This is a genomic window from Pseudomonas sp. TE3552, assembly GCF_056278945.1.
In genome coordinates this window covers 4,782,982-4,798,260 of record NZ_JBWBQJ010000001.1, presented here as the reverse complement: position 1 = coordinate 4,798,260, position 15,279 = coordinate 4,782,982, and the positions used below count along the sequence as shown (strand labels likewise).

Below are 15,279 nucleotides of genomic sequence, written 5' to 3'. Positions count from 1 at the left end.
CCCTTGAAGGTCATTCGCGCATCAGCACTGTCGTTTGATTGCGGCACTTAAAACGTGCCCGTAACATCGTTCGCGGCGGCTGTGTGCGGGACACGTTTCGACGTGGCTGAGTTTGATGGCCCTCAGTTTCCTACTCCCGCGCACGGCTGCCACCCAAAGCCCGTAGGAAGGCCGTTGGTAGCTTTTTGAGTTAATAGCTAAAGGCCTATCAAATTATGACGACGTTGACACCCGACCCACCCTACGAAAAACCAATCCCCCACCCCAAAAATCGCTTCATGGCCCTCACCAGCAACTGCACTGACATGCCCACGTTGTTCGTCGATACCCACGCGCCGCTCGATGTTTTATACGACGCTGCCAACTATCGGATTCGCGCCGTCACGCAGGTGCTGGAGAACATGTCGATGCGCGGTTCAGTCGAGTGCGAATCCTTCATTCTCAGTGACTTTGCCTTGCTCTGTGCCATTCCATTGCGCGATGGCTGTGATGTGCTGGATGTGATTGGGCGGCGGTTGCGGGCTCGGTCTTCGGAGTAGCGGGGCCGACATTTGTGATGGGGGGCTTGCCTGTGGCGAGGGAGCTTGCTCCCGCTGGGCTGCGTAGCAGCCCCCAGAACCTGCGATCCGGATATGTCAGACATAGAGCGGTGTTTGGTTTGGCGACTGCTGCGCAGTCGAACGGGGGCAAGCCCCCTCGCCACAGTGTTTTGTGGTGGTTTCAGGTTTCTTGGGGCTGCTGCGCAGCCCAGCGGGAGCAAGCTCCCTCGCCACAGGTTTTTGTGGGTGCTGGGATGTTTTGGGGCTGCTGCGCAGCCCAACGGGGGCAAGCCCCCTCGCCACAGGGTTTGTGGGGCTGCAAGTGCCCGCTCGGCTGTGAGGTCCTGACGTTCTGCGCCGTACAAGGTAAACTTCCCGCCCTTCGCAGGAGCAGCCATGAATTATCGTCACGCCTTCCATGCCGGCAATCACGCCGATGTGTTCAAACACCTGACTTTGACCCGCCTCATCGCCTTGATGTCGCGCAAGGAGCAGCCGTTTGCCTATCTTGACACTCACGCCGGCATTGGTCTGTATGACCTGCAAGGCGATCAGGCGAGCCGTACCGGTGAGTACCTGGAAGGGATCGCGCGGTTGTGGGATCAGCCGGATTTGCCGGCGCTGACTGCCGATTACATGAAGGTGCTGCACGAGATGAACCCGGATGGCCAGTTGCGCTATTACCCGGGATCGCCGGAGTTGGCGCGGCGCCTGACGCGGCCGCAGGATCGGGTGTTGCTCAACGAGAAGCACCCTGAAGATGGCTTGCTGCTCAAGGACAACATGGCCGGTGATCGTCGGGTGAAGGTTCACTTGGGCGAAGGCTGGCATGTGCCGCGGGCGATGTTGCCGGTGCAGGAGAAGCGGGCGGTGATGTTGATTGATCCGCCATTTGAGCAGCTCGATGAGATGCAGCGTTGTGCGGCGTCGTTGAAAGAAGCGATTGGCCGGATGCGCCAGACGGTGGCGGCGATCTGGTACCCGGTGAAGGATCAGCGCATGTTGCGGCGGTTCTATCAGGACTTGGCCGGTACGGGCGCGCCGAAGTTGTTGCGGGTGGAGTTGTTGGTGCATCCGCTGGATACGCCCAATAGCCTGAATGGTTCGGGGCTGGCGATTGCCAATCCGCCGTGGGGGCTGGAAGAGGAGTTGCGTGAGTTGCTGCCGTGGTTGTCCAAGAAGCTTGGGCAGACCCAAGGTGGGTGGCAGATGGATTGGTTGATTGCCGAATAATGTGTGGCGAGGGAGCTTGCTCCCGCTGGGGCGCGGAGCGGCCCTAAAACCGGACTCGGTGTTCTTTCAGGAAGAATCTGCATACCGATTTTACGACTGCTTCGCAGCCGAGCGGGAGCAAGCTCCCTCGCCACAGGTACTGCGTTCACCCATCAGATCGGGCAGGTCACGCCTGTACCGCCAATCCCGCAATACCCTTCAGGGTTTTTCGCCAGGTACTGCTGGTGATAGGCCTCGGCGAAGTAGAATGTCGGCGCTTCATCGATTTCGGTGGTGATGGTGCCTTTGCCAGCCTTGGTCAGCTCGGCCTGGAACACTTGCTCGCTGTGCTTGGCGGCGGCCAATTGAGCCGGGTTGGTGGCATAGATCACCGAACGGTACTGGGTGCCGATGTCATTGCCCTGGCGCATGCCCTGGGTCGGGTTGTGCAGTTCCCAGAACATCTTCAGCAGTTCTTCATAGCTGACTTTTGCCGGCTCGTAGACTACCAATACCACTTCGCTGTGGCCGGTCAGGCCCGAGCAGACTTCTTCATACGTCGGGTTCGGCGTAAAGCCGCCGGCGTAACCTACCGCCGTGCTGACCACGCCTTCGCGCTGCCAGAACTTGCGCTCCGCGCCCCAGAAGCAGCCCAGGCCGAAGATCGCAAAATCCACGTCCATCGCGAACGGGCCCAGCAGCGGGGCGTCGTGGACGAAGTGTTTTTCCGGCACGGTCATCGGAGTTTCGCGGCCAGGCAGAGCTTGTTCTTTAGTCGGGAGCACGTTTTTGTTCACCAGAATTTCCGAGCGCAGAACCATGATCAGTCCTCTCAGTCAGGTTGAGATGTAAAGAAACAGACCACCAGTGTGCCCAATGATGCCAAGTTAATCACTACCCAAAATGTGGGGGCGGTGTGCTGTCAGGCGATTGGACCACGCGGATAGCGTTTGAGCTTTTCGATCAGCTCGGAACCCGGGATAGGGCGGTCGAACAGGTAGCCCTGGCCGACGTCGCAGCGGTGGCGGCGCAGGAAAGCCAACTGCTCGGCCGTCTCGATGCCTTCGGCCACGACCTTGAGTTTCAGGTTGTGGGCCATGGCGATCACTGCGGAGGTGATTTCCATGTCGTCCTGGTTGTCCGGGATTTCGTGGATGAAGCTTCGATCGATCTTGATGATGTCGATCGGGAATTTTTTCAAGTAACTGAGCGACGAGTAACCGGTGCCGAAGTCATCCATGGCCAGGGTCAGGCCCAGACGCTTGAGCTGGTCGAGCTGCAAGTGGGTGTCTTCGGTGGCTTCCAGCAGCAGGCCTTCGGTCAGCTCCAGCTCCAGCAGGTTCGCTGGCAGCTCTTCTTCCTTGAGGATGTTGGCGATGGACGCTACCAGGTCCGGGTCGGAGAACTGTTTGGGCGACAGGTTGATCGCCACTTGCAGGTTGCCGAGGCCGGCGGCGGTCAGGTCTTTGCTCATGCGGCAGGCCTGGCGGGCGATCCATTTGCCGATCGGGATGATCAGCCCGGTTTCTTCGGCGACGCTGATGAACTGGTCCGGGCGGATCATGCCTTTTTCCGGATGGTTCCAGCGCAGCAGCGCTTCCATGCCCAGCAAGCGACCGCTGCGCAGGCACAGCTTGGGCTGGTAGAACACGTCCAGCTCGTTCTGGGTCAGGGCGCGGCGCAGGTTGTTTTCGACGAACAGTTTGTAGCTGGCCTCGGCATTCAGTGCTTCGGTGAACACCTGCACCTGGTGCTTGCCGTTGGCCTTGGCCTTGTGCAGCGCCAGGCCGGCGTTGCGCATCAGCGTCTGAGGGTCGCGACCATGCAGCGGCGCGCAGGCCAGGCCCACAGAACCGGTGACGCTGATCAACTGGTTGTCGACGAACATCGGTTTGTCGAGGGTCGCCAGCAATTGGTTGGCGACCTGTTGGCCAGCCAAGAGGTCAGTGTCGTCCAGCAGCACTGCGAATTCGTTGCTGGCGAAACGCGCCAGACTGCCGCTCGGGCTCAGGCTGTTGCGCAAGCGCCGGGCCAGGCTGATCAGCAGTTTGTCGCCGGTCTGGTGGCCGAGGCTGTCGTTGATGCGTTTGAAGTTGTCGATGTCCACCAGCAGCAGGCTGATCGGCGTGTCGCTGTCTCGGGCGAAGCGTTCATCAAGGTTGCGGATGAACGCCGGGCGGTTGCCGAGGTTGGTCAGATTGTCGGTGTAAGCCAGGCGCTCGATGCGCTGCTGGGCGAGCTTGGTCTGGGTGATGTCTTCGTAGATGCCGATGTAGTGCGTCAGCTCACGGTTGTCGCCGTAGACCTTGGAAATCGACAACTGGCCCCAGTAGGGTTCGAGGTTTTTGCGTCGGCTCTTGAACTCGCCCTGCCAGCTGTTGCTCTTGGCCAGCGCCGACGGCGCGTCGAACAACAGTTCGCTGAGGTTTTCCAGTGCCGGCAGTTCCGACAGCCGTTGGCCGTGGACTTCCTCGGTGGTGTACTGGGTAATCGCGGTAAAGCTTGGGTTGACGTATTCCACCACGCCATCGCAATTGACCAGCAGAAAGGCGTTGGCGCTTTGCTCTACCGCACGTTGGAACAGGTGCAGAGCGCTGGTGGCGGTGCGGCGGTTGTGGTTGTTGATGACCTGGGCGAACTGATCCGCCAGCTCACCGGCAAAGGCGATTTCGTCCGACTGCCAGGCGCGCGTCGCACCGATCTGCTCCAGGCAGAGCACGCCGACCACTTGGCCATCGACGCGGATGCTGGCGTCGAGCATGGCATTGACGTCGCGCGGGCGCAGGCTTTCGGCTATTTCCCGGGTGCGCGGGTCGCGCATGGCGTTGTGGGCGTCGATGGCACGGCCGGTGTGCAACGCTTCGAGGTAATCGGGGAAACCACTGGCATCGATCGGCTCCGGCAGTCGGTGATTGCGGGTGGCGCGGTGATAGGCTGAAATCGGCGTCAGTAGTGAGCCGTCGAGGTTCCACAGGCTGGCGCAGTCGATTTCATAGATATCGCAGGCACTGCGGGTGATCAGCTCGGCGGCTTCTTGCAGGGAATTGTTGGTGCTGTAGCGCTGGCGGGTCAGCAGCAGGATCAGGTCTTGCTGGGCGCGCACCCGGTCCAGGTGCTGCAGTTGTTCCTGCTGGGCGCGTTGATTGAGTTCCAGGGCGATTTGCAGGCGTGAATTCTGGGTTTCCAGATCCAGCACCGGCAGCAGCGGTTCGTCGGTGAACACGCCGTCTACCACCATCAGGTAGCCGCGCAATAGGTGTCGATTGTGTTGTTTGTAAGCTTCGCCCAGTTCCAGCAGGCTCAGTACGCCGGCGGCGGTGTGCAAGGTGTAGCGGATCAGGTAATGCGGGCTTTCGGTGAGTTGCTGCTGGATCGTGTCGTGCAGTTGATAGCGCGCTTCTGGCTCCATCAGGCTGGCGTAGGGCGAGCCGACCAGCGCACAGAGTTCCACTGCCGGCAGGCCGAATTGTCGTTCGCAATTGGGATCGAGAAACAGCAGCGCCCAGCTCGGTTCATTCAGCCGTTCGAAACGCAGCATGCCGAGCCGCGAGGGCACAGGCAACTGCGTCACTACCTCGGCCACCATACGGCTGGCGGCATCGGGTTGGCTTTTCATGGAGAGAAACTCGCTTCGAATATGCTGATCGCGCCGGGCTCTCGCCCTCTTTACTGTTGCCTGCGGCAAGGTTGCATCATTGCAACACCGACTGACAAGAGACATGAAGGCCAAGTGCTATAAGAATATGTCGGCAGGGGCGAAGATTTCTCCAGCGAGGCGCTGAAACTAATGCATTTGGCCTTCACCGGCTCAACGCAAGGTTATATTTACCGTCTGCAACGGCTTGCCCTCCCTGTCGCAATACGTGACGTGGATGTGTTCTTTCGTGACGATCAGGTGTGCGAAATTATCCTGGCTGACTACCTTGCTGGTCAGCGCGTGTTGATAATCGCCGGCGGCAGTCCTGGCCAAGGGCTGATCGAGAATGAAGGTCGATTCGCTGGCATACGGCAGCAACTTGCTGTTGCACAGGGGCGACGAAACAATGGTGTGTACCTCGAAGTCCGGGTGTTCGCTGTGGGTCAGGCGGCTGGTCAAGGAACCGTGGACGTCGCCGGAAATGAAAATCACGTTTTTGATCCCATGGGTGCGGATGGTTTCAAGCAGCCGCAGGCGCTGCTCGGGAAAGGCCTTCCAGGCGTCATCGCCATGGTTTTTGCGGTCGGGGTAGAACATGACGCTGGTGACCACGAATTTGACCCGTGCCGGGCTGTTGATCAGCCATTTGAGCAGCGCCTGTTCCTGCTCTTCGTCAAGGATGCGCCGGTCGTTGGCCGACAGATTGCGTCGGGTTCGGCTGTCGGTAATAAACCATTCGATATCGCCCTCGCAGAACTGATACCAATACTGCTCCAGTTGTTTGCTTACTTGCCCGTTGGCCAGAAGTTCATATGCGGGGCTGTGGCTGGCTTGATATAACTCATAAGCTGCCATGGCATTTTTGTATAAATAAGCATCGGCTTTGCTTTCATTGACGGGCCAGTTGTCTTCAATTTCATGATCGTCGATGATCATGTAAGTCGGCACGCCGGACATTAACCTGGAAATATTAGGCTGCGAAAAGGCCACGCGGTACTTGCTGAGAATGTCCTTGTATTCCCGGTCGGGGGCCACGAGATTCAGGTCATCGACATAGATTTGGTCGCCGGTCATCAGCATGGCACTGATGGGTGGATCGGCGCGTTCCGCCAGGCTTGTGATCGAGGCAAAAATCCGGTCGCCCACATGCGGGGCCGACGCTATGCCGGCGGTCATGCGCAGATAGCGGCATGAACCGACGATGTAGGCCCGTGGCTGGGTAGTTTTACTGGACTGAGTGCGAAAGCGGTAGATTTCCCGTGGCCATTGCAATGGCAGTTCCTGAACCGTCTCCACGGTATGTACCGGGCTCATGGGGCTGAACCAGCCCGCCTGGTATTCATAGTCGGTGTCGATGGCAAGGTGGTTGAGTGCAATCACATCGGACATGTCGCGCGAGTTTGTCAGTTTTGCAAATAGGCCTTTAGACCAGTGTTCATCACCGGTGCGTCGATAACGGATACCTGCAAATACCAAGGCGTCATTCTGTAATTCGCCGCGTAAAAAGATACGGGTGTGATTAGTTGTAGTGTGGCCAACAATAGGGCCGACAGTCGGTTTGAACATGTTCGAGTCCATTCGAATTAATGCTAGTTAAGCAGATTAAGTAGTCGAAGTTTCTATTGGAAATCCTCCCGGCTAAGACTAGTTATTGGTTCACAAGAAATATCGGGCGAAAGTGGACTTGAGTTGTAGGCGACGTAAGCCTTGAATGTAGGAATAAAGTGCGGATGAGGTTTTTTCAGGCAAAAAAAGCCCCGCCAAATTGACGGGGTTGAGGTACGAGCGTGGCGCTCGGAAAACATTGAACGCGACTGGCCCTCCGGTGAAGGAGGGCCGGCCGGTGTTACAGCAGGATGGTGCGGATGTCCGCCAGCAGGTCGCTCAGACGCTTTGTGAAGCGTGCAGCAGCGGCGCCGTTGATCACACGGTGATCGTAGGACAGCGACAGCGGCAGCATCAGTTTCGGCTGGAAGGCTTTGCCGTCCCAGACTGGCTGGATGGTTGCCTTGGAAACACCGAGGATCGCCACTTCCGGCGCGTTGACGATCGGCGTGAAGCCGGTGCCGCCAATGTGGCCGAGGCTGGAAATGGTGAAGCAGGCGCCTTGCATCTCGTCCGACGAAAGCTTCTTGGTCCGGGCCTTTTCAGCCAGGGAAGCAGCCTCGGCGGCCAGTTGCAGGAGGCTCTTCTGGTCGACGTTCTTGATGACCGGTACCAGCAGGCCATCCGGGGTGTCGACCGCGAAGCCGATGTTCACGTACTTCTTGCGGATGATCGCCTTGCCGCTTGGCGCCAGCGAACTGTTGAAGTCCGGCAGTTCCTTGAGCAAGTGCGCGCAGGACTTGAGCAGCAGCGGCAGGATGGTCAGCTTGACGCCGGCCTTCTCGGCCACGGCTTTCTGGGCGTTGCGGAAAGCTTCCAGCTCGGTGATATCCGCCGAGTCGAATTGCGTCACGTGCGGCACGTTCAGCCAGCTGCGGTGCAGGTTGGCGGCGCCGACCTGCATCAGGCGAGTCATCGGCACTTCTTCGATTTCACCGAAGCGGCTGAAGTCCACGACCGGAATCGGCGGGATGCCCGCGCCGCCGGTTGCACCAGCTGCAGCGGCCGGTGCTTCCTTGGCCTTCTGCATCATGGCTTTGACGTAAACCTGCACGTCTTCTTTCAGGATGCGACCGTGCGGACCGCTGGCGCCAACGGCGCTCAGCTCGACGCCGAATTCGCGGGCCAGTTGGCGAACAGCCGGGCCTGCGTGAACCTTGGCGCCTGGCTTGGCCGGGGCAGCAACAGGTGCGGCCGGTGCCGGAGCAGCAGGCGCAGCAGCGGCTGGAGCAGGAGCGCTCGGTGCAGCAGCGGCCGGAGGCCGGGGCAGCAGCAGGCGCCGCGCCTTTGACTTTCAGCTTCAGGATCAGGTCGCCAGTACCGACTTCGTCATCCAGCTTGATGGCAATGCTTTCCACCACGCCAGCGGCAGGCGATGGAATTTCCATGCTCGCCTTGTCGGACTCCAGGGTGATCAGCGACTGGTCGGCGGCAACGGTGTCGCCAGCCTTGACCAGTACTTCGATGATCTTGGCCTTGCCAGCCGAACCGATGTCCGGTACGTGAATGTCCTGAACGCTGTCGGCAACCGGTGCAGCCGGAGCCGCGGCGGCTGGCGCCGGAGCAGCGGCAGCAGGCGCAGCAGCCTGGGCTGGCGCGGCAGCGGCCGGTGCCGCAGCACCCGCCACTTTCAACGCCAGAATCAGGTCGCCCGTGCCGACTTCGTCGTTGAGCTTGACGCTGATGCTTTCCACCACGCCAGCGGCAGGCGATGGAATTTCCATGCTCGCCTTGTCGGATTCCAGGGTGATCAGCGACTGATCAGCCTCGACGGTGTCGCCGACCTTGACCTGGATCTCGATGATCTGGGCCTTGCCCGACGAACCGATGTCCGGCACGTGCACTTGCAAGGTAGTGGCAGCAGCAGGCGCGGCGGCTGGAGCGGCGGCAGGAGCAGCAGCCGGTTTGGCTTCAGCCTTGGCAGCCGGCGCAGCGGCAGCCGCAGGGGCCGCAGCAGCGGCACCTTCGACTTCCAGTTCCAGCAGTTCGTCGCCTTCTTTCAGGCGATCGCCCAGCTTCACTTTCAGGCTCTTGATGATACCGGCCTTCGGCGCAGGCACTTCCATGCTCGCCTTGTCCGATTCCAGCGTCAGGATGCTCTGGTCGGCTTCGATACGGTCGCCGACCTTCACAAACAGTTCAATTACTTCACCTTCACCGCTGCCGATGTCAGGTACGCGAATGAGTTCGCTCACAGAGTGTCTCCTCAGCAGTCCAGTGGGTTGCGTTTTTCCGGGTTGATACCGAACTTGGCGATGGCTTCAGCCACCACTTTAGGTTCGATGTCACCACGGTCAGCCAAGGCTTCCAGGGCTGCCAACACCACGAAATGACGGTCGACTTCGAAGAAGTGACGCAGCTTCTTGCGGCTGTCACTGCGGCCGAAACCATCGGTGCCCAGGACTTTGAATTCCTTGGACGGGACCCACTGACGAATTTGTTCAGCGAACAGCTTCATGTAGTCGGTAGATGCGATGACCGGACCTTTACGGCCGTTCAGGCACTCTTCGACGTAGCTCAGCTTAGGCTTCTGGCCAGGGTGCAGACGGTTGGTGCGCTCAACGGCCAGGCCATCGCGACGCAGTTCGTTGAAGCTGGTAACGCTCCATACGTCAGCGCCGACGTTGAACTCTTCACGCAGAATCTTCGCCGCTTCACGGACTTCACGCAGGATGGTGCCGGAGCCCATCAGCTGAACGTGGTGCGCCGCTTCGCGGGTGTCTTCCTCGAGCAGGTACATGCCTTTCTTGATGCCTTCTTCGGCACCGGCCGGCATGGCTGGCTGCTGGTAGGATTCGTTCATTACGGTGATGTAGTAGAAGACGTCCTGTTGCTCTTCGGTCATCTTCTTCATGCCGTCCTGAATGATCACCGCCAGCTCGTAGCCGTAGGTTGGATCGTAGGTGCGGCAGTTCGGGATGGTGGCAGCCAGCAGGTGGCTGTGACCGTCTTCGTGTTGCAGGCCTTCACCGTTCAGGGTGGTACGGCCGGCGGTGCCGCCGATCAGGAAGCCACGGGTGCGGCTGTCGCCAGCGGCCCAGGCCAGGTCGCCGATACGCTGGAAGCCGAACATCGAGTAGAAGATGTAGAACGGCAGCATCGGCTGGTTGTGGCTGGAGTACGAAGTACCGGCGGCGATGAAGGAACTCATGGCGCCCGCTTCGTTGATGCCTTCTTCGAGGATCTGGCCTTTCTGGTCTTCCTTGTAGAACATCACCTGGTCTTTATCGACTGGCTCGTAGAGCTGGCCGACGGAGGAGTAGATGCCCAACTGACGGAACATGCCTTCCATACCGAAGGTACGGGCTTCGTCCGGAATGATCGGTACGATGCGCGGACCGATTTCCTTGTCCTTGACCAGTTGCGCGAGGATCCGCACGAAGGCCATGGTGGTGGAAATTTCACGGTCGCCCGAGCCGTCCAGGATCGCCTTGAGGGTGTCCAGTGGCGGGGTCGGAATGTTGAAGCTCTTGGCGCGACGCTGAGGCACGAAGCCGCCCAGTGCGGTACGGCGCTCGCTCAGGTAACGGGCTTCGGCGCTGCCTTCTTCCGGTTTGAAGAACGGCAGGTTTTCGAGTTCGTCGTCTTTGACCGGGATATCGAAACGATCGCGGAACAACTTCAGGCTGTCGACATCGACTTTCTTGGTGTTGTGCGCAGTGTTTTTCGCTTCGCCGGCACCGGTGCCATAACCCTTGATGGTCTTGGCCAGGATCACGGTCGGTTGTTCTTTGTGGTTGACCGCTTCGTGGTACGCCGCGTAGACCTTGTACGGGTCGTGGCCGCCACGGTTGAGCTTCCAGATCTCGTCGTCGGACAAGTCTGCAACCATCGCCTTGAGTTCTGGCGTGTTGAAGAAGTGTTCACGCACGAACGCGCCGTCTTTGGCTTTGTAGTTCTGGTACTCGCCGTCGATGACTTCGTCCATGCGGCGTTGCAGGATGCCGTCGACGTCCTTGGCCAGCAGTGGGTCCCAGAAACGGCCCCAGATGACTTTGGTCACGTTCCACTGAGCACCGCGGAACACGCCTTCGAGTTCCTGGATGATCTTGCCGTTGCCACGAACCGGGCCGTCGAGGCGCTGCAGGTTGCAGTTGATGACGAAGATCAGGTTGTCCAGCTTCTCGCGGCCGGCCAGGGAGATCGCGCCCAGGGATTCCGGCTCGTCGCACTCGCCGTCGCCCAGGAAGCACCAGACTTTCTGTTTGCCCGGCTGGATGAAGCCGCGGTGTTCCAGGTACTTCATGAAGCGAGCCTGGTAGATCGCCTGGATCGGACCCAAACCCATGGATACGGTCGGGAACTGCCAGAAGTCAGGCATCAGCCAAGGGTGCGGGTAGGACGACAGGCCCTGACCGTCGACTTCCTGGCGGAAGTTGTTCATCTGGTCTTCGGTGATGCGGCCTTCCATGAATGCACGGGCGTAGACGCCTGGCGAGGTGTGACCCTGGAAGTAGATCAGGTCGCCGCCGTGTTCGTCGGTCGGGGCCTGGAAGAAGTAGTTGAAGCCGATGTCATACAGGGTCGCACTGGAAGCGAAGCTGGAGATGTGACCACCCAGGTCAGAATCTTTCAGGTTCGTACGCATTACCATGGCCATGGCGTTCCAGCGTACCAACGAGCGAATGCGGCGTTCCATGAACAGGTCGCCAGGCATGCGTGCTTCGTGGGTGACGGGAATCGTGTTGCGGTAAGGCGTGGTGATGGCGTAAGGCAACTGCGAGCCGCTGCGGGTCGCGAGTTCGCCCATACGGGTCATCAGATAGTGAGCACGGTCTTCGCCTTCTTTGTCGAGAACCGATTCCAGGGCGTCCAGCCATTCCTGGGTTTCGACGGGATCGAGGTCTTGCATGGCTTGCTCCAGGGCGGAAAGGCTTCCAGAATCGGTTGCCTGAGTTTGCGACTGGCCTTGTGGGCAGACGATATAAATTCTTGGATTGCCGATAGGTTGTTCCGGCGGCGTGTAGTTTTACTACAAATCATCGGGCATTTCAGCCTTTCGAATGTATAGACGAGTAGTAAAACTACAGAAGATTGGCTTGTGGCCTCCGGCTGCGTTGTGAGAATAATCGTTAAGGTTGGTCTTTTGCCAACCGGAAAAGGTGAAAGCTTGATGATTACTGCCAAAAATAAAGAAATTCCAGCTATTTCTAACCTTTGTTCGACAGTCAATCAGGTAGCGCATTTACACGAATCACTACATGCAGCCCTTCGCACGCCGATCAAGGATAGACCATGAGCCTCCCTTCGCTTGCCGAACTGCCCGGCGTACTCCAGCCATTGGTCACCCGTGCCGAGCAGTCGTTGCGTACGGCCATCGCGGTTTTCCCAGAGGATCATGGCCTGTCCACCTGGACGCCTGAGCGCTGGGCGCAATTTGCCCGCGTCACCGCTGCCAGCGACTTTGTCATCGAACAGAGTTTGCGCGACCCTTTGATGTTGCTGGAACTGGTGCAGTCCGGTGAACTGGACCGCGCCTTTGCCCCAGGCGAATTATGCGCACAGATTGCGACAGCGGTGAGCGCGGCCGAAACCGACGACCAGCTTGGTCGCACCCTGCGTCGCCAACGCGCACGCCACCAAGTGCGGATCATCTGGCGCGACCTGACCCGCCAGGCCGATCTGATCCAGACCTGCCGCGACCTCTCGGACATGGCCGATGCCAGCATCGATCATGCCTATCAGTGGTTGTATCAGCGGCATTGCCAGCAGTTCGGTACTCCCACCGGGCGGCGCAGCGGCGAGCCGCAGCAAATGGTCATCCTCGGCATGGGCAAGCTCGGCGCCGTGGAACTGAACCTGTCATCGGACATCGACCTGATCTTCGCCTACCCCGAGGGCGGCGAAACCGTTGGTGTGAAACGGTCGCTGGATAACCAGGAATTTTTCATTCGTCTCGGCCAGCGTCTGATCAAGGCGCTGGACCCGATGACTGTCGACGGTTTTGTATTCCGCGTCGACATGCGCTTGCGGCCTTACGGTTCGTCCGGCGCGCTGGTGCTGAGCTTCAATGCGCTGGAGCAGTATTACCAGGATCAGGGTCGCGACTGGGAACGCTACGCGATGATCAAGGCGCGTGTGGTGGCCGGCGATCAGGTGGCCGGCGCCCAATTGCTCGATATGTTGCGGCCGTTCGTTTACCGGCGTTATCTGGACTTCTCGGCCATCGAAGCGCTGCGCACCATGAAGCAGCTGATCCAGCAGGAAGTCCGGCGTAAGGGCATGGCTGACAACATCAAGCTCGGCTCCGGTGGCATCCGTGAAGTCGAATTTATCGCCCAGGCCTTTCAGCTGATTCATGGTGGTCGCGACCTGAGCCTGCAGCAACGTCCTCTATTAAAAGTACTGAGTACCCTGGAGGGGCAGGGCTATCTGCCGGCGGCGGTGGTCAGCGAGCTGCGCGAAGGTTATGAGTTCCTGCGTTATACCGAGCACGCGATTCAGGCGATTGCCGACCGCCAGACCCAGATGCTGCCCGATGGTGCACAGGATCAGGCGCGTATTGCCTTTATGCTCGGCTTTGCCAATTGGACGGCGTTCCATGAACAGCTGATGTACTGGCGAGGCCGGGTGGCCTGGCACTTCGCTCAAGTGATCGCCGATCCCGACGAAGAAAAAGGCACCGAGAGTGAAGTGGTGGTGGGCGGTGAATGGTTGCCGTTATGGGAAGAAGCGCAAGACGAAGGGGCCGCGTGCCGCCAGCTCGAAGAAGGCGGCTTCGCCGACGCCACCAAGGCCCTGAAAGCCTTGGCCAGCCTGCGCGGCAGCCCGCAATTGCGTGCCATGCAACGCCTGGGGCGTGAACGCCTCGATGCTTTTATTCCACGTTTGCTGGCTCAGGCCGTGGAGCATGCCAATCCCGATCTGGTTCTGGAACGGGTACTGCCGCTGGTGGAAGCCGTGGCGCGTCGGTCCGCCTATCTGGTGTTGTTGACCGAAAACCCCGGAGCCCTGCGCCGCCTGCTGACGCTGTGCGCTGCGAGCCCGTGGATTGCCGAACAGATCACGCGCTTCCCGCTGTTGCTCGACGAATTGCTTAATGAAGGCCGGTTGTTCAAGCCACCGCTGGCGCCGGAACTGGCCGCTGAGTTGCGCGAGCGTTTGACGCGAATTCCCGAGGACGACCTCGAACAACAGATGGAAGCCCTGCGACATTTCAAATTGGCGCATCGCCTGCGCGTCGCCGCCTCGGAAATCGCCGGCAGCCTGCCATTGATGAAGGTCAGTGATTACCTGACCTGGCTCGCCGAAGCGATTCTCGAACAAGTGCTGACCCTGGCCTGGCGCCAGACCGTAGCCAAGTACGGCACACCGCTGCGTACCAATGGCAGCTTGTGCGACCCTGGTTTCATCATTGTCGGTTACGGGAAAGTCGGCGGTCTGGAATTGGGGCACAGTTCGGACCTGGACCTGGTATTTATCCATGACGCGGATCCACAAGCGGAAACCGACGGCCCGAAACCCATTGATGGCGCACAGTTCTTTACCCGGCTCGGGCAGCGAATCATTCACTTGCTGACCGCCCAGACCAACTCCGGCCAGCTGTACGAAGTGGACATGCGCCTGCGGCCATCCGGTGCTTCCGGTTTGTTGGTAAGTTCCCTGGGGGCGTTTGCCCGGTATCAGGAAAACGAAGCCTGGACCTGGGAGCATCAGGCGCTGGTGCGGGCGCGGGTGCTGGTTGGCAGTCAGGATGTCGGTCAGGCGTTCGAGAAGGTTCGCGCGGCGGTATTGGCAAAATCGCGGGACTTGCCTACGTTGCGCCAGGAGGTCAGCGAGATGCGCGCCAAGATGCGCGACAATCTTGGCAGCAAGAGCACGGCGGCGGGCACCGCGGCAAATGCCTTCGACGCCACGGCGCCGTTCGATCTCAAGCAGGACGCTGGAGGTATCGTCGATATTGAATTTATGGTGCAATACGCGGCTCTGGCGTGGTCTGAAGAGCATCCGTCATTGCTGCGCTATACCGACAATATCCGCATTCTGGAAGGGTTGGAGGAGGTCGGGCTGATGCCGGCCGAAGATGCCAGCCTGTTGCGTGAGGTCTACAAGGCCTACCGCTCCGCCGCTCACCGGGAGGCCTTGCAGAAGGACGCCGGTGTGATACCGGGCGACCAGTTCGTGGATGAGCGGCGGCAGGTCATGCGGATCTGGCGTGAGCTGGGGTTAAGCTGAAGCTGACATGAGTGTGGCGGTTTTTTGTGGCGAGGGAGCTTGCTCCCGCTGGAGTGCGAAGCGCTCCCAAATCAGATTGTGCGGTCTGCCAGATGAAAACGCAGTGGCAGT

General features: G+C 59.6%; 7 protein-coding genes and 1 pseudogene. 3 read left to right on the top strand and 5 right to left on the bottom strand.

The features are described 5' to 3' along the window. Positions 1–215 precede the first annotated feature (215 nt). The gene (locus ACZ9BB_RS21665) at positions 216–539 is read left to right on the top strand and encodes a hypothetical protein (RefSeq protein WP_476216077.1); all 324 of its coding nucleotides are present in this window, start codon (positions 216–218) and stop codon (positions 537–539) included. A gap of 396 nt (positions 540–935) precedes the next feature. Then, positions 936–1,772, top strand: coding sequence for a 23S rRNA (adenine(2030)-N(6))-methyltransferase RlmJ (locus ACZ9BB_RS21660; RefSeq protein WP_476216075.1), 837 nt, complete (start codon positions 936–938; stop codon positions 1,770–1,772). A 152-nt stretch (positions 1,773–1,924) separates the two neighbouring features. Here ACZ9BB_RS21660 and msrA read toward each other — a convergent pair whose 3' ends face one another. The 5 genes and pseudogenes from msrA to aceE all read right to left on the bottom strand — a co-directional run bounded on the left by msrA (position 1,925) and on the right by aceE (position 11,845). After that, positions 1,925–2,572, bottom strand: a complete 648-nt coding sequence (gene msrA, locus ACZ9BB_RS21655; protein WP_111449324.1) for a peptide-methionine (S)-S-oxide reductase MsrA — start codon at positions 2,570–2,572, stop codon at positions 1,925–1,927. A gap of 101 nt (positions 2,573–2,673) precedes the next feature. Further along, on the bottom strand, positions 2,674–5,367 hold the full coding sequence (locus tag ACZ9BB_RS21650; protein ID WP_476216072.1) for a putative bifunctional diguanylate cyclase/phosphodiesterase: 2,694 nt from the start codon (positions 5,365–5,367) through the stop codon (positions 2,674–2,676). Positions 5,368–5,559: 192 nt separating this feature from the next. Then, positions 5,560–6,954, bottom strand: coding sequence for an alkaline phosphatase D family protein (locus ACZ9BB_RS21645; protein WP_476216070.1), 1,395 nt, complete (start codon positions 6,952–6,954; stop codon positions 5,560–5,562). Between the two features lie 280 nt (positions 6,955–7,234). After that, positions 7,235–9,188, bottom strand: a pseudogene (aceF, locus tag ACZ9BB_RS21640) (dihydrolipoyllysine-residue acetyltransferase). An 11-nt stretch (positions 9,189–9,199) separates the two neighbouring features. Further along, positions 9,200–11,845 carry a pyruvate dehydrogenase (acetyl-transferring), homodimeric type gene (aceE, locus tag ACZ9BB_RS21635; protein WP_253417082.1) on the bottom strand — a complete coding sequence of 882 codons (2,646 nt, stop codon included), beginning with the start codon at positions 11,843–11,845 and terminating at the stop codon, positions 9,200–9,202. A gap of 383 nt (positions 11,846–12,228) precedes the next feature. Here aceE and glnE point away from each other — a divergent pair, with 383 nt between their 5' ends. Then, on the top strand, positions 12,229–15,168 hold the full coding sequence (gene glnE / locus ACZ9BB_RS21630) for a bifunctional [glutamate--ammonia ligase]-adenylyl-L-tyrosine phosphorylase/[glutamate--ammonia-ligase] adenylyltransferase (RefSeq protein WP_476216069.1): 2,940 nt from the start codon (positions 12,229–12,231) through the stop codon (positions 15,166–15,168). Positions 15,169–15,279 lie beyond the last annotated feature (111 nt).